General features: G+C 35.8%; 19 protein-coding genes and 1 pseudogene. 8 read left to right on the forward strand and 12 right to left on the reverse strand.

Translation table 11 applies throughout. From position 1 onward, the window contains the following. Positions 1-11 precede the first annotated feature (11 nt). The 6 genes from surA to CJF42_RS08120 all read left to right on the forward strand — a co-directional run bounded on the left by surA (position 12) and on the right by CJF42_RS08120 (position 6,864). Positions 12-1,319: a peptidylprolyl isomerase SurA gene (gene surA, locus CJF42_RS08095; protein WP_095366195.1), complete on the forward strand. Its 1,308-nt coding sequence runs from the start codon at positions 12-14 to the stop codon at positions 1,317-1,319. Then, positions 1,319-2,317, forward strand: a complete 999-nt coding sequence (gene pdxA / locus CJF42_RS08100) for a 4-hydroxythreonine-4-phosphate dehydrogenase PdxA (RefSeq protein WP_095366196.1) — start codon at positions 1,319-1,321, stop codon at positions 2,315-2,317. Before surA ends, pdxA begins: the two co-directional genes overlap by 1 nt. Continuing rightward, positions 2,310-3,152, forward strand: a complete 843-nt coding sequence (gene rsmA / locus CJF42_RS08105; RefSeq protein ID WP_095366197.1) for a 16S rRNA (adenine(1518)-N(6)/adenine(1519)-N(6))-dimethyltransferase RsmA — start codon at positions 2,310-2,312, stop codon at positions 3,150-3,152. Before pdxA ends, rsmA begins: the two co-directional genes overlap by 8 nt. After that, positions 3,142-3,531: a Co2+/Mg2+ efflux facilitator ApaG/CorD gene (gene apaG, locus CJF42_RS08110; RefSeq protein ID WP_095366198.1), complete on the forward strand. Its 390-nt coding sequence runs from the start codon at positions 3,142-3,144 to the stop codon at positions 3,529-3,531. Before rsmA ends, apaG begins: the two co-directional genes overlap by 11 nt. Positions 3,532-3,889: 358 nt before the next feature. Then, complete coding sequence (locus CJF42_RS08115) at positions 3,890-4,705, forward strand: symmetrical bis(5'-nucleosyl)-tetraphosphatase (RefSeq protein ID WP_095366199.1); 816 nt, start codon at positions 3,890-3,892, stop codon at positions 4,703-4,705. A gap of 143 nt (positions 4,706-4,848) precedes the next feature. Next, the gene (locus tag CJF42_RS08120) at positions 4,849-6,864 is read left to right on the forward strand and encodes a HAMP domain-containing methyl-accepting chemotaxis protein (RefSeq protein ID WP_095366200.1); all 2,016 of its coding nucleotides are present in this window, start codon (positions 4,849-4,851) and stop codon (positions 6,862-6,864) included. Positions 6,865-6,986: 122 nt separating this feature from the next. Here the strand turns inward: CJF42_RS08120 and CJF42_RS08125 are convergent. The 7 genes and pseudogenes from CJF42_RS08125 to rplU form a co-directional block, all read right to left on the reverse strand. Further along, a pseudogene (locus CJF42_RS08125) lies at positions 6,987-8,604 on the reverse strand (IS1634 family transposase). 424 nt (positions 8,605-9,028) lie between these two features. Further along, positions 9,029-9,397, reverse strand: coding sequence for a DUF3718 domain-containing protein (locus tag CJF42_RS08130; RefSeq protein WP_353651676.1), 369 nt, complete (start codon positions 9,395-9,397; stop codon positions 9,029-9,031). A 35-nt stretch (positions 9,398-9,432) separates the two neighbouring features. Next, positions 9,433-9,807, reverse strand: coding sequence for a DUF3718 domain-containing protein (locus tag CJF42_RS08135; RefSeq protein WP_095366202.1), 375 nt, complete (start codon positions 9,805-9,807; stop codon positions 9,433-9,435). 84 nt (positions 9,808-9,891) lie between these two features. Beyond that, positions 9,892-10,377, reverse strand: a complete 486-nt coding sequence (folA, locus tag CJF42_RS08140; protein ID WP_095366203.1) for a type 3 dihydrofolate reductase — start codon at positions 10,375-10,377, stop codon at positions 9,892-9,894. Positions 10,378-10,518: 141 nt separating this feature from the next. Then, complete coding sequence (gene cgtA / locus CJF42_RS08145) at positions 10,519-11,673, reverse strand: Obg family GTPase CgtA (protein ID WP_095366204.1); 1,155 nt, start codon at positions 11,671-11,673, stop codon at positions 10,519-10,521. 215 nt (positions 11,674-11,888) lie between these two features. Further along, entirely contained in the window at positions 11,889-12,146 is a 258-nt protein-coding gene (gene rpmA / locus CJF42_RS08150; RefSeq protein ID WP_042147362.1) for a 50S ribosomal protein L27, read from the reverse strand. Between the two features lie 16 nt (positions 12,147-12,162). Continuing rightward, positions 12,163-12,474 (reverse strand): 50S ribosomal protein L21, encoded by a 312-nt coding sequence (gene rplU / locus CJF42_RS08155; protein WP_095366205.1) that lies wholly within the window; start codon positions 12,472-12,474, stop codon positions 12,163-12,165. A 221-nt stretch (positions 12,475-12,695) separates the two neighbouring features. Here rplU and ispB point away from each other — a divergent pair, with 221 nt between their 5' ends. After that, positions 12,696-13,667, forward strand: coding sequence for an octaprenyl diphosphate synthase (gene ispB / locus CJF42_RS08160; protein ID WP_095366206.1), 972 nt, complete (start codon positions 12,696-12,698; stop codon positions 13,665-13,667). Between the two features lie 394 nt (positions 13,668-14,061). On the opposite strand, the gene mdh is transcribed toward ispB, so the two are convergent. After that, a complete protein-coding gene (gene mdh, locus CJF42_RS08165) occupies positions 14,062-14,994 on the reverse strand; it encodes a malate dehydrogenase (protein WP_095366207.1) in 933 nt (310 codons plus the stop codon). Positions 14,995-15,227: 233 nt separating this feature from the next. Here mdh and argR point away from each other — a divergent pair, with 233 nt between their 5' ends. Then, a complete protein-coding gene (gene argR, locus CJF42_RS08170; protein WP_095366208.1) occupies positions 15,228-15,695 on the forward strand; it encodes a transcriptional regulator ArgR in 468 nt (155 codons plus the stop codon). 136 nt (positions 15,696-15,831) lie between these two features. Here the strand turns inward: argR and CJF42_RS08175 are convergent, their stop codons facing one another. From CJF42_RS08175 to CJF42_RS08190, 4 genes are all read right to left on the reverse strand, one after another. Continuing rightward, complete coding sequence (locus CJF42_RS08175) at positions 15,832-16,728, reverse strand: Dyp-type peroxidase (RefSeq protein ID WP_095366209.1); 897 nt, start codon at positions 16,726-16,728, stop codon at positions 15,832-15,834. A gap of 30 nt (positions 16,729-16,758) precedes the next feature. Continuing rightward, positions 16,759-17,805 (reverse strand): ABC transporter ATP-binding protein, encoded by a 1,047-nt coding sequence (locus tag CJF42_RS08180; RefSeq protein ID WP_095366210.1) that lies wholly within the window; start codon positions 17,803-17,805, stop codon positions 16,759-16,761. Further along, positions 17,798-19,447, reverse strand: a complete 1,650-nt coding sequence (locus tag CJF42_RS08185; RefSeq protein ID WP_095366211.1) for an ABC transporter permease — start codon at positions 19,445-19,447, stop codon at positions 17,798-17,800. The genes CJF42_RS08180 and CJF42_RS08185 overlap by 8 nt, the downstream gene beginning before the upstream one ends. Positions 19,448-19,511: 64 nt before the next feature. After that, positions 19,512-20,525 carry an extracellular solute-binding protein gene (locus tag CJF42_RS08190; RefSeq protein ID WP_095366212.1) on the reverse strand — a complete coding sequence of 338 codons (1,014 nt, stop codon included), beginning with the start codon at positions 20,523-20,525 and terminating at the stop codon, positions 19,512-19,514. Positions 20,526-20,996 lie beyond the last annotated feature (471 nt).

Below are 20,996 nucleotides of genomic sequence, written 5' to 3' on the forward strand. Positions count from 1 at the left end.
AAGAAATTAAAATGAAGTTAAAAACATTATTAGTCAGTACAGTTTTTGGAATAGGCCTAAATTTAGGCCTAAACAGCAATCTAATAGCAAAAGAAGTTGAACTTGATAAAGTCATTGCTATCGTAAATTCAGGTGTTATTTTAGAAAGTGAAGTAAATACCATCATTAACCGTGTAAAGAACAGAGCTAAAACTGAATCTCAAACTTTACCTTCAGATAAAGCGCTGTATAACCAAGCAATCGACCGTTTAATCAATCAATCTTTATTGATGCAAATGGCTGACCGTATGGGTTTGAAAATATCTGATGGCCAATTAGACCAAACGCTAATGAGAATGGCAAAAGAACAAAATGGTACAATTTCGGATTTAAGAAAAACCATCGAAGATTCTGGTGATAACTACCAAGCATACCGCGAAGAAATCCGTACAGAAATGACAACACAACAAGTTTTACGCGGTAATGTGGACCGTAGAATTTATGTTGGTTTACAAGAAATTGATAATCTACTTAAGATTATGGATAAACAACAAGGCAGTAGTGAAGAATATAACTTAGGCCATATCCTAATTGATATTCCTACTGACGCTACAGCTCAAGATATAGAGAACTCAAAAAAACGAGCCGAAAAAGTAATCTCGATGCTTAATAAAGGAGATGAATTTAAACGTATTGCTATCGCATCATCTGGTGGCTCTCGCGCATTAGAAGGTGGGCAAATGGGTTGGATGAATATCAACGAAATGCCAACTCTTTTTGCTGAAGCAGTTAAAGGCAAAAAGACAAACCAAATAATAGGTCCATTAAGATCAGGTGCTGGATTTCATATCGTAAAAATTCAAGAAATCAGAGGCCTTCAAGTTGTTGAAGCACTTGAAGTTCGCTCACGCCATATTTTAATCAAACCTTCAATAATTGTAAGTGAAGAAAAAGCGAGATCTATGCTTGCTGGTTTTGTTAAAGACTTAAAAGCAGGTACAGCTGACTTTGCCGAGCTTGCCAAAGAACACTCCGAAGATGGGGGTTCAGCACTTAAAGGTGGCGAATATGATTGGACAGATCCAACAACTTACGTTCCTGCATTTAGAGATAATTTGTTAGCACTTAAAAAAGATGAATTAAGTGACCCATTTAGATCGCAATTTGGTTGGCATATAGTGCAATTACTTGAAAAACGTGTTGCAGATAAAACTGAATTAGCAAAAAGAAACCGTGCTCACAAGATGCTTTACAATAAAAAATACAAAGAAGAAAGCTTTGCTTGGCAACGTGAAATCAGAGAACAAGCATATGTTGAATTAATTGTGGAAGCAAATTAATGACTATTAGAATTGCAATTACGCCTGGTGAGCCTGCTGGAATTGGCCCTGACTTGCTAATCAAGCTAATTCAGCATGATTGGCCTGCTCAGCTAGTTGCGATTGCAGATAAAGACTTACTAAAACAAAGAGCAGAGCAATTAGGCCTGCCATTAAAACTTGTTGAGTTTAATACGACTGAACCTGCTAAGCCAAACAAAGCATCAGAGCTTTATTTTACACATATAGATATGGCTGAGCCTGTAATTCCGGGTGAATTAAATGAAGCCAATGGCGAGTATGTTTTACATACTTTACGCCATGCTTCAGAGCAAAATACAAATGGTACGTTTGCAGCTGTTGTCACAGGCCCGGTTCATAAAGGCATTATCAATAAAGCTGGTATATCATTTAGTGGTCATACAGAATACTTTGCGCAACAAACCAATACTTCAGATGTTGTTATGATGTTAGCAACTGAAGGATTAAGAGTTGCTTTAGTGACCACTCACATTCCATTGGCTTACGTATCAAAAGCCGTAACTGAAGAACGATTGATCAAAGTTACAGAGATATTACATCACGATTTACAAGATAAATTTGGCATAAAACATCCTAGAATTTTAGTGTGTGGTTTAAATCCACACGCGGGAGAAGATGGTCACTTAGGCACAGAAGAGATTGAAACGATTATTCCTACAATCCAAAAGTTAAATGATCTCGGTATGAATTTAACGGGTCCATTACCAGCCGACACCCTATTTCAAGATAAATACTTAAATCAAACTGATGCTGTGCTTGCTATGTATCACGATCAAGGTTTACCTGTGCTAAAATACAAGGGATTTGGTAACTCGGTAAATATTACCTTAGGTTTACCTTTTATCCGCACCTCAGTTGATCATGGTACAGCATTAGATTTAGCTGGTACTGGGCAAGCTGATGTCGGAAGTTTTGAATTAGCTATTCGTGAAGCCATTCACTTAGCAACAAAAGATAAAGTAATTATTAATGACTGATAAAGTACATTTAGGCCACAGAGCAAAAAAACGATTTGGACAAAATTTTTTATATGATGAAGGTATCATAGATAAAATAGTAACTGCGATTGATCCAAAACCAGAAGATACTTTAGTAGAAATAGGTCCTGGTTTAGGCGCTATTACCGAACCTGTTACTGCGCTTGCTGGTCACTTAACTGTTGTTGAACTTGATAAAGATCTTGTTAAGCGTTTAACATATCATCCAACTCTTGGTGATAAACTAACAATACATCAAGGTGATGCACTTACTTTTGATTTTTCTCACCTAGTGAAAAAAGATAAAAAATTCAAAGTTTTTGGTAATTTACCTTACAATATTTCAACGCCTTTATTGTTTCATTTATTTGATTATGCACAAAATATTGAACATATGCACTTCATGTTACAAAAGGAAGTGGTTAAACGTATGTCTGCACAACCCAACTGTAAAGCATATGGCCGTTTAAGCGTTATGACCCAATATTACTGTCATGCAATGCCTGTGATCGAAGTCGGACCAGAATGCTTTAAACCTGCACCAAAAGTTGACTCAGCTGTTGTAAGATTAATCCCTAAAAATCCTGAACAGTTAACAGCTAAAAGTACTAAAATGTTGAATACAGTGTGTTTAGAAGCATTCAATCAACGCCGTAAAACAATACGTAATAGTCTTTCTAATTTGTTAACACCAGATCAAATTGAAGCGCTAGGTTTAAATTTAAAGATGCGAGCAGAAAACATCTCTTTAAATCAATTTATTGATATTGCCAACTGGCTTTTTGATAACAAAGCTAACTCAGATAATGGTGACTCAACATCAAATGACAATTAAAAGTAGCTTAGGCTCTCCTATAAAAGTTTCTGTAGAAACCTTTTACATTGAAGCGCAATCTGAACCAGAAAAAGAAAAGTTCCTATTTGCTTATACTATTACAGTTAAAAATCATAGCCTATGTAGTGCTAAACTATTGAGCCGATTTTGGTTAATAACAGATGCCAATGGCAAAGAAGTTGAAGTTGAAGGTAAAGGTGTGGTTGGTGAGCAACCAAACATTTCTCCAGGTGAAAGCTATACTTATACTAGCGGTGCACAATTAGATACTCCTGTAGGCACAATGCAAGGTTATTATAAAATGCGTAATGAATTTGGTACCGAATTTGAAGCTCCTATTGATGTATTTAGATTATCAACTCCTAATATTCTGCATTAAAAATAAGCAGTCTCAATAAATAATCTAAGATAACTTAGGTTATTTAAATATCTATACCCGTGCTACTTGGAAATGCAGGTTTCAGAGCTTGGGTAGGATACGAGTACAAGGCATGATTTGTAATTCAGGGTTATTCCCTGATTATGAATCATAACGACGTAATCGTTTTCTACCCAAACTCCCGTAAGGCAAGAGGATAAGCGGCCAACTGCGTTGTTATAAGATATTTGTTGAGAATGACTTAACGACACATCTTATGCCTAATTGTGCCTAACATTTGGCACGCTTCTCGACTTGCTGAAATCGCGCATTCCCAAGTAGCATGGGTATATTAAGAATTAAATTAAAGGTTAACTATATGGCTGATTATGCAATTGGGGATCTTCAAGGTTGTTTCATTGAATTTAAATTATTACTAGAGAAGGTAAACTTTAACCCCAGTAAAGATACTTTATATTTAGTTGGCGATATTGTTGCAAGAGGCCCTGACTCCCTTTCTTGTTTAAGATTTTTAAAAAATCTTGGCGAAAGTGTTAAAATAACATTGGGAAATCATGATTTACATTTATTAGCGACACAATTCCTTAATAAATCCCCCCAAAAAAAAGATAGATTAGACTCTTTATTTTCAGCTGCTGATTTTCCTGATCTTATTTCATTCCTTCGAGAACAACCTTTAGCAATCTGGTTAGAATCCTATCAAACTTTAATTTGCCATGCAGGTCTTTCACCTCATTGGGATATTCAAACAGCACTAACACAAGCGGACTTAGCAACGCAAAAATATCAAAGTGATAATGCCTTATATTACTTTAAAAATATGTATGGCGAAGGCCCGTTTAATTGGTCAGATAAATTAACTGAGCTTGAATCATTTAAATATACAGTCAATGCTTTTACCCGAATGCGATTTTTAACAGCGGATAATAAAATAGAATTTAACCATAAAGGCACTCCTCAAGACTCTCCTGAATTGCTACCTTGGTTTCAACATGATTCAATCAAAGCAATGAAAAATACCAAAATCATATTTGGCCATTGGGCTTCTCTTTTAGGGAAAACAAATAATCCAAGCATAATTGCACTTGATACTGGATGTGTTTGGGGTAAAGAACTAACCTTAATAGATCTTAAAACAGGTACATTTACAACGCAAAAGGCAATTTCAGCCTAATTTCATCAAAAAAAGTAATGTTTAGTGTAATTTACTGTTTATTTTTTAAAGATCTGTTAAATTTATGACTAGTAACGCTCAACTTATTGGCTTTGTAACCGATACCTTGAGTAGAGTCTTTTACCCTATCAATAGGAATTTATATGAACCTAACTGTTAGTCAGCGGATCTGGGGCGGATTCGTCTTTATTACTTTTTTACTTCTCTTAATTGGAGGTAACTCGTTAGGAAAGATTTCAAATATAAATAAATCAACACAACTTGTTAATCAACTGTCTTTACCTGCGTTAAGCATTAGCTCTGAACTTCAAGTTGAATTTGTCATGATGGGGAAGATTAGCTTACAAATATATCATGCCAAAGAAGAAGCTGAGCTTGATAAGCTAAAAACTAAATTTCAAAAGATAGAAGATAAGTTTGATGCTTCTTATAAAAAATTAATCAAAAGCGTCAGTAATCACCAAGCGCTTTCGAGAGAAAGTACTTTAATTAAAAATACTTTTTCGAACTTTTCGAAAGATGTAAATAAACTGTATCTTAAAAAGAAATCAGTTATTAACCTTAAAAGAACATTGCAAAGTCAATTAGAAGAGATTGAAATTAACTCTGATGATGCCAGTACTGTTGTATTGGATATTATTGATGAGGTTAATCTAGAATCTAATGCTCCGCGTGCTTTTCAAGCTGCAAGCAATATGGAGAATAGTTTTTTATCTATCGTTAGTAATAGCACAGATCTTATCGCAGTAGATAATGCACAAACTCTTGAGACTTTAAATAATGAGCAGAAATTTAGTATCACAGACTTAGAGAGGGGGCTTGAACTTATTACTGAGGCAATATCCAACAAAGAACCTGATTTACTTGCAGATTTGACTAATTATTTTGAGGTATTAAAAACTAATATAATTGGTAATAATGCTATAGCTTCTAATAAACAAGCTCATTTAGACGCACTTACACAAGCTACAATCGCATTAACTCAAGCTGAGAATAAAACAAAAACTGCAATTGAACAGCTATACAAACTAGTTGAAATCTCAAGTACACTGGCATTTGACTTACAAGCTGAAGTAAATGATAACGTATCGTCCGCTAATTTATGGACATCAACAGGTATGGTTATTGCCGCTATTATTGCTATTTTAGTTGCATACTTAACTGTTCAACGCATAATTCGCCCATTAGCCGAAGTAAATAACATTTTAGAAACGGTTGCTACAGGAGATATGACCAAAAAACTAGACGATTCTGCTCAAGATGAATTTGGTGAATTAGCAACAAACTGTAATACACTCATTGATAATTTAAGAACTTTAATTCAAGGAATCATATCTCGTTCAACACAACTGGCTGCGGCTTCTGAAGAAACTTCAACAATAACCAGTGAATCAAGCCAAGCAATGCAAGCTCAACGTGCTCAGGTTGAACAAGCAGCTACAGCAACAACTGAAATGAGTAGTACATCACAATCAGTAACTCATAGCGCTGAAGAAGCATTAAATGAAATCAAACATGCTGATAATGAGGCTGAGCGTGTAAAAGATATTTCAGCTAAAAATAAAGAAACCATTGAAAAACTCGCCAACGAAGTAGATTCAGCATCTAAAGTAATTAATAAACTACACCAAGACAGCGCTTCAATTGGAAGTATATTAGATGTTATAAGAGGTATTGCTGAGCAAACTAATTTACTTGCATTAAATGCAGCAATAGAAGCAGCAAGAGCTGGTGAGCAAGGTAGAGGCTTTGCTGTTGTAGCAGATGAAGTAAGATCTCTTGCAAGTAAAACGCAAGAATCTACACAAGAAATACAAGCGATGATTGAGTCTTTACAATCAGGTGCACAAGAAGCTGTATCCGTAATGGCTAAAGGTAAAGAACAAGCTGTATCTTGTGTTGAACAAAGCGAACAAGCAACTCAAGCGCTCGGACTAATCACTAAAGCAGTATCTCAAGCACATGATATGAGTGAACAGATATCAACTGCAGCGCAAGAGCAGCATCATGTATCACTTGAGATTAGTGAGCGCTTAGAGTCTATTGTATCAATCACTGAACAAGCTTCATCTGGCGCAGAACAAACTTCAACGGCAAGCCAAGAAGTCGCAAAACTTGCGGAAGAACTTAGATTATCAGTAGATGAGTTTAAGGTTTAAGTACATCTAGAAAGAAAAAGAAAAAGGCTAGATGGAGTTTCATCTGGCCTTTTTTATATGTGTGGCCTAACTTAATATTCGAATCTAGTAATCTAGCTTATACCTCACATTCCGCAGCATTTTTAGGAATAAACTTTCTGATAAATACTACCCATACAGCCAATGATAATATTATTCCTCTCCTTCAGGTTTAAGACTAATTGTTGCTCGCCACTGATCGTTAATACATCAATACCTTGGAAACAGAAGAACACCCTACGAGCGGTTGGATTTTGGCATGGTTTGTATTTAAAGTTCGGGCTCAATACAGATTGAGCCTTTAATTCTCTTCTGATTTTATGATCCAGTGCTGCATAAACCATTAAACAGCACGTCATTACCATTAATTAGTGCTTCGATTCTTTCGGGCTTTTTCAAGTAAAGTGACGAGGTTAAAAGTCTGGACTTTTTAAAAACCTAAAACCTTTTTCTACGCTTTACTGTGACATGTAAAGGCTAAGCATTTTTTCCACCGTTAACGAGTCATTCAAGTCGTTTGTGGCTAACATGAACATACCTTTTTCCTGCAATCTCTGCCCCCTATTTTTTAACGACCAATATAATAGCCCTGTTATTTGGTATTCATAACTATCTGGTTGCTTATTTAACTTGGGGAGACCACTTTTTTTGAATACGCTTTGAATACGCTATGCTTGATTATTCCACTGTCAGTTATCGCAACATCATGATGGGATTTTAACCCTATTTTTAATGCATTATCAGCATCTACTACACAAGCGAACCGTTGTCGACTCAGTTTTTTGAATGATTTGAGGCTGAGTTTGATTCTTTTTCCATACGTTTATCTAGCGTATGTTGTCCCCGTCTTTCGCTTGAACACTGCACACTAATAACCAACGTTGCTTTACTTCACCATAATTAGACTCAAGCCATGCACCGCTGTAGCCATTATCAAGCGTTTTAAAATCTCAGGTGTGCTGTTGGGCTATTGCTTCATTTACTTGCTTTAACTTCTGCGGAGCACGAGAAATAAAAAACTATTTCTGTTCATCAAGAGATTGAATTGTTTCTGCGGTATAAAGAGCTGTATCGGCAATAAAGCATTGGCACTTTTGAGCCGCTTTTAAGCTGCTAATATGGTGTTTAATAATATTTTTAAAACCATCATTGTCATTAATATTACCACTGACTGCTTGCATGTACACCGCAATATCTGCTTTTTTTTTCTGTGATCAAATTTAGTACAGCTTAATTTAACTCTGGGCGATGATCACGGCTATAACCTCTAACAAGTTTGATCGCTTTACTGTCATCATCATGCTCATAATTACCATCAACATGAATGCTGGTTGAATCTAAATTAATTCCTTCACAAGGAAGATCTAAGTGCTTCACAACGCTAGCTGATAATGTTTGGTAAATATCTGAAACACCTGTTTCATAGAGTTTATCAAGACAACGACCCAGAGCGTCATCATTAATATACTCAGCCTTGATCCCTTTTCCAATAAGGCGTTCAACAGGACGCTCTTTGAAGTATTGTGGGTACATGTGTAAGGTGCGGCCAACAAAACCTAATCCATTTAAAATCATCGCTTCAACAAGTTGACCGTAAGAAATAAGCTTATCATCACTTTGCTCAGGGAGTGCTTGATCAATTAATTTGGCAATACCAAGCTCTTTGTTCATGCCAGAAATCAAATCTAAATGATCAAGGCCTTTTGTTGAATACGACGCCATTATTTTTATCTCACCCAAAGATAAGTAATAGAGCAAACATGGAGAACTACGCCAAGATTTTTTAATTAAATTTTTAGGGGCAGAAAGACAGTTATACCATTTCCGTTAATAAAGTGGTCATTCAGCGGGAGTTCAAAACGTTTTAGGCAAGACATTGGTTACAGACAATAGATAATTCCCTTATCAAAACCAATAACACAGCATGAAGCGCTTTGAAACCCGCCTAAAAGGAGCTTTTGATAATTTACACTTCGTTATTATGTCGGCTATAAAGGAAGTCCATTAATTCACTGACATGGCTAGAATTGTAAAACCCCATAAGCTCTGAGTGGTCACTTAATTATGGAAATTGATATTATTAACACATACAAAAAAAGCGCCATATGCGCTTTATTTTTATTTTTATTTTTATTTTTATAAATATTTAGAGACCTGCCCTTTCCTTTATAGCCGCAACGATAGGCGATGCTGAGTGGCCATTAGAGCCTGCCCAATCAATATCTCCATTTGATGCTAATACGCTTTTAGGGAGCTTTTTAACGATGAATTTTCCCGTTTTCTCTGAATTATTTACCATGGCATGTCGTAGCAGATTATTTCCACCACAACTTATGCCAGAAAATACATTACGAAGTTTGATGCGAGTTTCTTTCATTTTTTTACGAAGGCGGTTTTTATCATCTGCAGCAACATAATCACATAAGCTTGCTGCTAACTGATCATTTGCTTGAGCTGATACCGGAAATAAAATAGAACTGGCACAAATTACAGTCAGTGTAAAAACACTCTTCATTTTCATATCTAATCTCCAAATATTAAAATATTAACTTAAATGCCTGCTCTAGCCTTAATACCAGCAACTATCGGTGAGTCTGAGTGACCATTTTCTGCAGCCCAATCAACATCACCACCCGCAGCAAGATCTGATTTTGGTAATTTTTTAACAATAAACTTCCCAGTACCATCAGCATTATTTTTCATAGCATGTCTTAGTAAGTTATTACCAGAACACGTAACACCTGAAAAAATATTTCTTAATTTAACTCTAGACTCTTTTAATTTTTTACGTAGTCGTTTTTTATCATCAGCAGCAACATAATCACATAAACTAGCCGCAAGCTGCTCATTTGCTGAAGCTGGGATAGTCACTAAAAAAGAGCTCGAAATTAAAGTGCTTGCTATGAGTGTTGTCTTGAAATTCATTAACATACCTTATTTAATACTTTTTAACTACTTCATTATGACAAATTCTATCAGTAAGTTAAAAAATGTGCAATAAAGTAACACTTAGCTACTGTATGTTATAAAAGTATAGTTATAAGGATTCAAACTGTCACTTTTATGTTCTTCGCTCAGCTCTTTTACCCATATTCTGTTTGCCTCATAATCTGGAAACTGTGTATCACCTTCCACTTCTAAATCAATGTGAGTTAGGTATAAGCGATTACATAATGGCAAGAAAATATCATAAATATTTCCACCGCCTATAATCATAACTTCAGGAGTATTTCCAGCAATTTCAATGGCTAGCTCAGGTGTAGAAACAACCTCTATGCCTTGTGCTTCATACGATACGTCCCTGCTTATTATAATATTCTTTCTACCAGGCAAAGGGCGACCGATAGATTCGAATGTTTTACGTCCCATAATAACAGGCTTACCTAAAGTAACAGCTTTAAAATGTTTTAAATCTGCAGGTAAGTGCCAAGGCATTTGGTTATTTTTTCCTATAATACGATTATTTGCCATCGCTGCAATCATTGAAATATTCATAATCAAACCTAATACTTTAGTGTTATTTATTACAATGCAAAAAAACACAATCAATTTATATTATTCGCAACATGTGTTAAATTAAGTGTCTCAATATATTAAAAAAGGCGCAAATGCGCCTTTTTAAATAATTAATGAATATTATCTTTGGTAAATAACTTCTACATCGTAGTCGTCTTCATCCCAATCTTCATCATCAAATGAGCCACTTTCATCAATGACTGCGCCTTCATGGTAAGTATCCCACTTAAACTCAACCTCTTCTTTGGTCTCTTCAAACTTATCTACAGGCATTGAGTCTAGCAAGTCCATTATATCAAAACATAATGGATCTGTATTCAGTTTGTTAATCGCTGAGATTTGATAAGTATTATCTGTTTGACCTAAAGCTTCAGCAATATCATCACACGTTTTTTTTGCTTCATCTTCTGGCATCAAATCAATTTTATTAAAAATAAGTAAACGTGGACGCTTTGCTAATTTAGGACTGTACTTCTCAAGTTCACCAACAATCGCTTTTGCATTATCAATTGGATTTGAGCCATCTACAGGCATAATATCAATGATATGCAATAGAACACGGCAGCGTTCAAGATGCTTTAAGAATTGAATACCTAAACCTGCACCATCTGCAGCGCCTGCAATTAAACCTGGTATATCCGCAATAACAAAAGACTTATTCATTGCAGGACGAACAACACCTAGGTTTGGCACTAACGTGGTAAATGGGTAATCAGCAACCTTAGGCTTTGCAGCTGATACACTGCGTATAAAAGTTGATTTACCGGCATTTGGTAGACCTAATAAGCCAACATCAGCTAGTAACATAAGTTCTAATTTAAGCTGACGTACTTCACCTGGCGTACCTAATGTTTTTTGACGAGGTGCTCGATTTGTACTTGTTTTAAAACGTGCATTACCTAAACCATGATAACCACCTTTAGCAACAAGTAGCTGATTTCCATGCTCAGTTAAATCTCCAAGCATTTCATCTGTATCAATATCACGAGCACGTGTACCGACAGGTACCTTGAGACATAAATCTTCGCCTTTTTTACCAGTACAATTTGCACCTCGGCCATTAACACCTCTTTGAGCTCTGTGAAAACGCTCAAATTGATAATCAACCAAAGTATTTAAATTCTCATCAGCTTCGAGGTAAATATTGCCACCATCTCCGCCATCTCCGCCGTCAGGACCACCAAAAGGAACGTACTTTTCACGACGAAAAGACATAGCACCACTACCACCATCACCAGCTTCAACACGGATTTCAGTTTCATCAACAAATTTCATAACAACCCTTAGATTTGTATCTTGCTTGCGCCCACTTCTCAAGTATCACTGAATTATAGCTTAAGTTCATAACGATGAAGTGAATTTGCTGCAAGCCTATCTATTCTTGAATATATACCTAAATATTCTAGATGCTTTTAAATTATTAAGGTATATATTCATTAAAACAAAAAACCCCGCCTGAGCGAGGTTTTTCAGCATTCATTTGAATGATATTACTCAGAAACGATGCTTACGTACTTACGGTTAAGTGAACCTTTTTGCTCAAACTTAACTTTTCCGTCAGCTTTAGCAAAGATAGTGTGATCTTTACCTAAACCTACGTTTGTACCAGCGTGGAATTTAGTTCCACGTTGACGAACAATGATGCTACCAGCAAGAACTGATTCACCGCCGTAACGTTTAACACCTAAACGTTTACTTTCTGAATCGCGACCGTTACGAGTACTACCAGCTGCTTTCTTATGTGCCATTTTTCTGTACTCCTAATTAAGCGTTAATGCTTGTAATTTTAACTTCAGTGAACCACTGACGGTGACCCATTTGCTTACGAGAATGCTTACGACGGTTAAATTTAACAATCTTAATTTTCTCGCCACGACCGTGTGATACGATCTCAGCTGAAACCTTTCCACCAGAAACAAAAGGTGCGCCGATTTCAATTTTTTCGCCATTTGCAACTAAAAGAACTTTATCAAATTCAACAGATGCACCTGTTTCTACATCTAATTTTTCAAGACGGATCGTTTGACCTTCAGTCACACGATGCTGTTTACCACCACTTTGGAAAACCGCGTACATAATTAACTCCGTTGTGCGCCCTCAAATCGGCGCAACTAATATATTTTTCAATGGTCGCGTATTCTAAGGTAAACTCATATGACAATCAAGCCAAAGTTCAATAAAAACACAAATATAAATAAAGTCATATTTTTAGAAAAATTAAACTATTAAGAGTGACCATTTATTATGTATAATTGCGAGCAAAATAACCATCACATTAGAAGTGAGTTTTAAGCTCAATGGATATAAAAACTATCCAGGCGTTAACTGACAAAGACATGCATAGTGTTAATGAACTGATTTACACGCAAATGCAATCTGATATCGCCTTAGTTAACCAATTAGGTCTATATATAGTTAATAGTGGTGGTAAAAGAATTCGCCCTATGTTGAGTATTATAGCAGCAAAAGCATTTGGCTATGAAGGTGATAAACATATCACCTTAGCAACAATAATAGAATTTATTCATACAGCTACTTTACTACACGATGATGTTGTTGATGAGTCAAACTTAAGGCGTGGTAACCCAACAGCCAATGCTGAATTTGGCAATGCCGCAAGCGTTTTGGTTGGTGACTTTATCTATACACGTTCATTTCAGTTGATGATCAACTTAGAAAAAATGTCTGTAATGAAGATTTTATCTGATGCGACAAATGTTATCGCTGAGGGTGAAGTACTTCAGCTAATGAATTGTAATGATCCAGATACAACTGAAGAAAGTTACATGCAAGTTATTTATAGTAAAACAGCAAAACTGTTTGAAGCTGCAACACAGCTTTCAGCTATTATAACTGAGCAGGATAAAGAGATTGTTGAAGCAATGAGGCTTTACGGTATGCATTTAGGTACTGCATTCCAGCTTATTGATGATGTACTTGACTACAATGCAGATCAAGAAGCGTTAGGTAAAAGCATCGGTGATGATCTTGCCGAGGGAAAACCGACTTTGCCACTTATTTATGCTATGCGTAAAGGCACTCCAAAACAAGTGCTTCAAATTAGGCAAGCCATCGAAAAATCTGATGGTATGAATTATATAGAAGATATTCTAGCGACTTTAACACAAACCAAAGCGTTGGAATTCACCACATTAAAAGCTGAAGAAGAAGCGCAAAAAGCAATTGACTGCTTATATGTTATTCCTGATAGTAAATATAAACTCGCTTTAGAATGCCTTGCGCGATTAGCTGTTGCACGCGATTCATAAATAAGCCTGTTGCACATATTTATTTTATACCATTTCAGTTAATTAAGTTGTCAATCAGCGGGTGTTCAAAGCGCTTTAGGCAAGGCATTGGTTACAGACAATGGTTATTCCCTTATCAAAACCAATCACGCAGCATAAATCGCTTTGTAACCCACCTACAAGGGATTTTTGAGAATTTACTCAGCGTTGTTATGTCAGTTCTAAAGGGAATAACCATGAATTCACTGACATGCCTAAAATTGTAAAACCTCATAAGCTCTGAGTGGTCACTTAATTATCGGAATTAGTATTATTAAGGTCACTGCGTGGCATCAATAAAAAAAGGGGGATATAAAATCACCCTTTTTTATTGATGCCACATAGTGACTCAAAATAAAATTGCGAAGCAATTCTATTAAGCCATAAAGTCAACACCTTCTTGGATGTCTGACTTTAATGTCGCTAGCATGTCATTTTTTGCTTGTTCTTCAAACGCGCTTAATGCACCGTAAGAAAGAATCTCTTCAATACCATTTTTACCTAAACGTACAGGGTGTGCGAAGAATGGTGCATCACCATTCTCAACTGCAACATACGCATAATCAACAACTTTTTCACCTTGTAGGCCTTTAACTAAAGACATACAAAAACGTGCTGCAGCTGCGCCCATAGAAAGTGTCGCTGAGCCGCCACCCGCTTTAGCGTTAACAACTTCAGTACCCGCATTCTGAATACGAGGAGTAAGTGTAGCAACTTCTTTATCAGTGAAAGTAGTACCTTCAACTTGTGAAAGAAGTGGTAAAATAGTCGTACCAGAGTGACCACCAATTACAGGAACTTTAACGTCAGCTACATTTAAACCTTTAAGTTCTGCAATAAATGCTTCTGAGCGAATTACATCTAGTGTAGTGATACCAAATACACGTTTAGCATCATAAGTCCCCGCTTTTTTGAATACTTCAGCAACTATTGGTACAGTTCCATTTACTGGGTTAGTTATAATACCCACTAACGCTTTAGGACAGTTAGCAACGATACCTTCAGCTAATGTTTTGATAATACCAGCATTAACATTAAAAAGGTCAGCACGGTCCATACCTGGCTTACGAGGCATACCTGCTGGGATTAATACAATATCAGCACCAGTTAATGCATCACCTAAGTTATCTGCACCAAAGCCAGCTACTTTAACGTCAGTTGGAATATGAGATAAATCAACAGCAACACCAGGAACAACTGGAGCAACATCATAAAGAGATAATTCTGAACCCACAGGTAACTGAGTTTTTAACAATAAAGATAGAGCTTGACCGATACCACCAGCGGCACCTAAAACGGCAACTTTCATTTGTATTCTCCGAAGATTAAAGAAGGGTAATCAATTTCGCTCATAAAGATAAAGAAAATATCGCCTAAAGACAAATGAAACCCGCAATTATTAAGTAAAGTTTCGACTATCTTTGTAAATAATTTAAATTTCATGCCTTTTCGAGCATTACAGGTGAAAATATCGGCTTTCATATAGGCTTGATGCTAAAATTTGTGTAAACTCCACAAAACTCGTTCAAAAAAAGTGACGTGATGCAAATTCAAGATAAACAAGAAGCTTTGGTTAAAGCCTTTAAAGCGTTATTAAAAGAAGAAAATTTTGGTTCTCAGGGTGAAATAGTTGATGCTTTAAAAGAACAGGGCTTTACAAATATCAGCCAAAGTAAAGTATCGCGTATGCTCAGTAAATTTGGTGCTGTAAGAACACGTAACGCCAAACAAGAAATGGTATATTGTTTACCAGCAGAAATGGGTGTTCCTACAGCAAAAAGTCCATTACGCCAACTTGTAGTTGATATCATGCATAATGAAATGATGATCATCATACGTACAAGTCCAGGTGCAGCACAATTAATCGCGCGACTTCTAGACTCATTAGGTAAAGCAGATGGCGTACTAGGCACAATAGCAGGCGATGATACTATTTTTATTGCACCAGCAAAAATATCTACAATAGATGTCACTTTGGAAAAAATCAAAAACTTATTTGAAAGTGTATAGTCTGCCTCGTATTTCTATTATGGTCACTTCATAACTGAAAATAATAAGTTAATTTAGAGCTCAAAAATACAGTTTCCTGCGTTCTACGAATATGTTATACCAATCCAATTAAGTGAGTGATAAAATAGAAACGGTATTATAAAGTGTTTAAAAAATCTATCGATGGGGCAAAAAATGCTGAGCCCATATCTGCCTGAGTAAAGTCAAGCCATGCATCATAGCTTTGCGAATCTCCTAAACGTGCTTTAGTTAATACCTCAAAAGCATCGCCATCATTAGAACAGGTAACTAATAACATACCTTGCTCATACATATCACCATAAGGCATGCCTTGATGAAGTAAAATAGGTTGCCCACTTTGATTCTTTAGTTCAATCTTATTAGCATGGCTTGAAGCGCTGACTGGCATAATCAATTCATTTTCTAAACGCGTACGCCCTATAATTTGCTCTTGTTCTGTAACAGATAGTTTTTTCCATTCAACTAAGTTATGACGATAGCGTTGCACATGAATATAACTACCTTGCACAAACTGGCTATCGCTTGATACTAAAGCTGCATTCATTTTAGCTCGCCCTCTTGGCGTATCAGAGGCATATTTAAAACCATTAAAATCACGACCATCTAAAAATCGAAAACACTTAACCTGCTCTACCAACTCTATATCAGAAGAAAATAAAGTAAGAATATTTGATGCAAACAAATGAATTACATCAAGTCTATCTGATCTTATTTGAATTAATAAATCAACCGGCTGACTTGGCATAGCATATTCATCATGGGTAATATGTGGAAAGCTTTTTAGTCCACTTGGGATTGAAGATGGACATAAATGCGGCCAATATTGGGCGCCAATAGCAACTATGCTTGAAAGCATCGCTTCTGAAAATTGCTCACTATACTCATCTTGTAGCGTAGTTACTTTACCAAGCTTATTTTTAATTACATCATCATGACCATCTAATACATTCAAAAAAAGATATAAGCCATGTAGGTTTGCTTCAGCGCAAACACCTGATTGAGCTTGGGGCATTAAAGTTCCTAAATATTAGTAGATCATCGACTAGTTTATAAAAAAGTTTACTGGATGTGGCAAAATATTCAAGTCAACTTGCTCGCCATGATTAAACTGACCATCATCTGCTGATACTATTTCAATCTCTTGATCCGATATACCAATACGATAAATATATCGCGTCCCCATAAAACGCTTACTCAAAATAGTCACACTATTTTCTGCCCCAGTAGTACCTTTAGGTTTCAAACTAATATGCTGTGGCCTGATATACAAAGTACCATTTTGCTTATCATCATCAATTTCTTGTGTTGAGGTAACATTACCCAAAGATGTTTTAAACCCCGAATCACCGAGATATTGTGCATCGATATATATTCCTTGACCAAGAAATTCAGCAACCATTTTTGCTTTAGGTTGATAAAACAGCTCTTTTGCAGTGCCCTGCTGAATGATTTTGCCTTCATACATGATCGCAAGTTTATCAGAAAATGCAAAAGCCTCATCCTTAGAATGCGTTACAAAAATAGCCGATACTTGCTGATCTTTTATGATCCGTCGAATATCTTCAATTAATTGAAATCTTACTTGATGATCTATATTAGAAAAAGGTTCATCAAGTAATAGTATACTTGGTTTATATGCAAGCGCTCTGGCTATCGCCACTCTTTGTTGTTGACCACCAGATAATTGATGTGGGTAACGCTCATTCAAACCTTCAAGCTTAACTAAGTTTAGCATTTCAGTAATACGCTCAGATATAACTTGTTTCTTTTTATCAAGTAAACCATAAGCAATATTTTGAGCGACCGTTAAATGAGGAAACAAGGCATAATCTTGAAACATCATGCCTATATTTCGCTTTTCAGGTGCTACAAAAATATGTTTATTATTAAATATTTTATTTGATATGCTGATCAAACCCGATGAAGGTTCAATCAAACCCGCTACCGCTTTTAATGTTGTGGTTTTACCACAACCACTTGCACCTAATAAACAAACAATTTCATTTTTTTCAATCGTTAACGATAGATTATCAATTATTTTATTACCTTGATAATCAAAGTTTAATTTTTCAATCAGCAGATCACTCATTAGTAAGTTCTTCTTCAAATTTAGCACTTTCCATAGAGCTGGTAATAAAATACAAAGGTAGTAGACCTACCAAAACGATAAATAATGCAGATATTGAAGCTAACTCCAATTGTTCATCACTGACATATTGAAAAACATGTGTCGCTAATGTTTCAAAATCGAAAGGTCGTAACAGCAGTGCCGCAGGGAGCTCTTTCATACATTCAATAAAAATAAGCAAAGCAGCAGTTAACATACCACGGCGAAGCAATGGAAAGTGAATTTTTAACAATGTTTGCTCTGGCGTTTTACCCATAGAGCGACTTGCCATATCTAAGGAAGGTGAAATACGGGTAAAACTCGCTTCAATTGTCCCCTGAGATATTGCATAAAAACGCACAACATAGGCTAAAGTAATCGCAACTAAGGTACCACTAAATATTAAACCAGGCTCTTCCATAAACAAGCCTACAAACTGATTAACCGCACCATCTAATAAGCTTAAAGGTAATAACACAGCGATAGCTAATACTGTACCAGGTAAAGCATACCCCATGCTTGCCATTCTTCCAGGAATTAAATCAATTGATTTTGTTGAAAGGCGCTGATTAAAAACAACGAATAAACTCAGAGCAACACAAATAAAACTGACAATTGCTGCAAGTTTTAAACTTTGCCAAGCATATATAAAAAACTCACTATTCCATGCTTGATCAAAATAGCTAACGGCGTAGCTCACTAATATAGAAACAGGAATAAAAAAAGCAAAAAGAAGAACCAGACAACAAAATAACGTCGATAAAAGACCATTGTATTTAGATAACTTGTAAAGCATGGCGTCATTATTAACCCCCCCCCTTTCATGTACAACTCTATTACGTCTGCTAAAGTGCTCTATACTTAAAAACATAAAAACAAATAACAACATAATGCCTGAAATTTTAGCAGCCGCTGTTAAAGAGTAATAACCTAGCCAAGTATCGTATACTGCCGTTGTTAGAGTGCTCACAGCAAAATAATTTACAGTTGCAAAGTCGGCCATCGCCTCCATCGCAATTAAAGCCAACGCAGCAACGATAGAGCCCCTAGCTAACGGTAAAGACACTTTGAAAAAGCTTTGCCTTGCGCTATACCCCATTAATTGGCTTGCTTGTACTAATTTAAATGATTGTTCTCGCAGCGCTGTTTTAAAAATCAAATACAAATACGGATACAATACCAATGCAATCATCACGATAGCACCTGGCAATGTCCTTATATCAAAAAACCAATAATCACTAGGGTTTTGCCAGTTAAAAGTATTCCTTAACCAGATTTGTACCGGTCCTGCATAATCTAATAAATCAGTATAAACATACGCTATGATATAAGTCGGCATGGCAAGTGGTAACATTAATGCCCATTCAAATTGTTTTTTACCGGGAAAATCACAATAAGCAATTAACCAGCCCAGAGGTAAAGCAATCAAGGAGCTTAAAGCTAAAACACCAAAAATCAGAACAAATGTATTGTAGGTGTAGTCCCATAATACTGTATTCCACAAATGATCAAATACATCAGGATCGGGAATAAGAGATTCAAAAACGAGGAATATAAGTGGCAGAGTTAAAATAATTCCAGCAGACCAAGCAACAAACTGCCATCGAGTAATTGATAAATGCATTGATACCTTTAAAAATCAGAAGTTTGAGATAGTATTATACCTACAAACTTCCAAATGATATTAGTTATAAATCAAATTTCACTTCATCAATCAATTTTAGTGCTAAAGTGCGGTTTTCACTTATTTTATGAAGTGAAATTGCATCTTCAGAAAACTTGCCCCAAGAAGCGACCATATCAGATAAAGCAACACCTGATTTAACAGGATATTCCATATTTAGCGAAGCATACATTTTTTGTGCACTTTCACCACTCATAAATTCAATTAATTTCAAAGAATTGGCTTTATGTTTTGTATATTTACTTAACACAACACCAGAAACATTAATATGAGATCCACGATTCGTTTGATTCGGAAAATTAATGAATACAGATTCTGCCCATACTTTTTGTTTCGAATCTTGCATCATCTTACCAAAGTAATAACTATTACCTAAAGCAATATCACATAACCCCTCTTTAATCGCTTTTACTTGTGCACGGTCATTACCTTGAGGCTTACGTGCTAAATTCGCTTTCACACCTTCAAGCCAAGTTTTTGTCTCTTGCTCACCATGATGCGCAATCATAGATGCAACTAAACCTAAGTTATAAGGATGTTTTCCTGAGCGTGTACATAACGTGCCTTTATATTTTGGGTCTGCTAACTCTTCATATGTTAGCTCAGGTAAAGCGCCCATACGTTCTTTAGAAGAATACACGTTACGTACACGTTTAGTTAAGGCAATCCAATTTCCGTCAGGATCTTTAAATTGAGCTGGGATATTTTTATTTACAATTTCACTTTGAATTGGTTGAGTCAACTGTGCATTTTTTAACTGTAATAATGCACTAAAATTTGAAGTTAAGACTAAATCTGCTGGTGTATGTTTACCTTCACGCTTCATGCGCTCAATAAGGCCTTTTTTGGCAAATACAACTTTAGTTTCTATTCCCGTTTCTTCTGTGAACTTATTTAAAATAGGCTCAATCAAAAATGGTTGGCGAAAAGAATAAATATTGACGACATCTTTGGCACTAGCAAAACCTGACGCTAAAGTTGCTAGTATAAATGGTAATACGGTGATTGTTTTTTTCATTTTAGAACCTATTTTTAGAATACCCGATTGAAGCAGCATTTTTTTAAAATAATACTAATGACAAGCCATAAATAATAACGATTATCAGTTAACTATACAAATATTTTAATTATTTCTATGCACTATCTCATTCAAGACAAACGGCAAACCTAAAATCTAGACTATAAACGGATTAATACTGTGAGATATCTCTTACAAACACGACAGACATTTCATTAATTATGTACCTGAAAACAACAATAAAAAATGTAACCCTATAATTTTAAATATAAAAAACAAATACCACTTCATTTCAAATGTATTATAAATAGTAGTTAGCCTTAATCTTATATCTATAAATCATCAATTCTCTATAATTAACTCATCGCTTGAAGGATAGAAGGACGCTCAAGCAAACAGGATGTTGAAATGTACTTAGGTTAGTACAACACGGAAAAGGAAGAGCAAGATGCTCACAGCTTAATCGCTGCT

The organism is Pseudoalteromonas sp. NBT06-2, from assembly GCF_002276045.1.
Lineage (GTDB): Bacteria > Pseudomonadota > Gammaproteobacteria > Enterobacterales > Alteromonadaceae > Pseudoalteromonas.

Coding starts and splice junctions, on each gene's coding strand:
- CJF42_RS08115 (WP_095366199.1), top strand. CDS start 3,890: ATGGCTGATTATGCAATTGGGGATCTTCAAGGTTGTTTCATTGAATTT.
- CJF42_RS08190 (WP_095366212.1), bottom strand. CDS start 20,525: ATGAAAAAAACAATCACCGTATTACCATTTATACTAGCAACTTTAGCG.
- pdxA (WP_095366196.1), top strand. CDS start 1,319: ATGACTATTAGAATTGCAATTACGCCTGGTGAGCCTGCTGGAATTGGC.
- rpmA (WP_042147362.1), bottom strand. CDS start 12,146: ATGGCACATAAGAAAGCAGCTGGTAGTACTCGTAACGGTCGCGATTCA.
- CJF42_RS08130 (WP_353651676.1), bottom strand. CDS start 9,397: ATGAAGAGTGTTTTTACACTGACTGTAATTTGTGCCAGTTCTATTTTA.
- argR (WP_095366208.1), top strand. CDS start 15,228: ATGCAAATTCAAGATAAACAAGAAGCTTTGGTTAAAGCCTTTAAAGCG.
- folA (WP_095366203.1), bottom strand. CDS start 10,377: ATGAATATTTCAATGATTGCAGCGATGGCAAATAATCGTATTATAGGA.
- cgtA (WP_095366204.1), bottom strand. CDS start 11,673: ATGAAATTTGTTGATGAAACTGAAATCCGTGTTGAAGCTGGTGATGGT.
- surA (WP_095366195.1), top strand. CDS start 12: ATGAAGTTAAAAACATTATTAGTCAGTACAGTTTTTGGAATAGGCCTA.
- apaG (WP_095366198.1), top strand. CDS start 3,142: ATGACAATTAAAAGTAGCTTAGGCTCTCCTATAAAAGTTTCTGTAGAA.
- CJF42_RS08180 (WP_095366210.1), bottom strand. CDS start 17,805: ATGAGTGATCTGCTGATTGAAAAATTAAACTTTGATTATCAAGGTAAT.
- rsmA (WP_095366197.1), top strand. CDS start 2,310: ATGACTGATAAAGTACATTTAGGCCACAGAGCAAAAAAACGATTTGGA.
- CJF42_RS08175 (WP_095366209.1), bottom strand. CDS start 16,728: ATGCCCCAAGCTCAATCAGGTGTTTGCGCTGAAGCAAACCTACATGGC.
- CJF42_RS08120 (WP_095366200.1), top strand. CDS start 4,849: ATGAACCTAACTGTTAGTCAGCGGATCTGGGGCGGATTCGTCTTTATT.
- CJF42_RS08185 (WP_095366211.1), bottom strand. CDS start 19,447: ATGCATTTATCAATTACTCGATGGCAGTTTGTTGCTTGGTCTGCTGGA.
- mdh (WP_095366207.1), bottom strand. CDS start 14,994: ATGAAAGTTGCCGTTTTAGGTGCCGCTGGTGGTATCGGTCAAGCTCTA.
- ispB (WP_095366206.1), top strand. CDS start 12,696: ATGGATATAAAAACTATCCAGGCGTTAACTGACAAAGACATGCATAGT.
- CJF42_RS08135 (WP_095366202.1), bottom strand. CDS start 9,807: ATGAATTTCAAGACAACACTCATAGCAAGCACTTTAATTTCGAGCTCT.
- rplU (WP_095366205.1), bottom strand. CDS start 12,474: ATGTACGCGGTTTTCCAAAGTGGTGGTAAACAGCATCGTGTGACTGAA.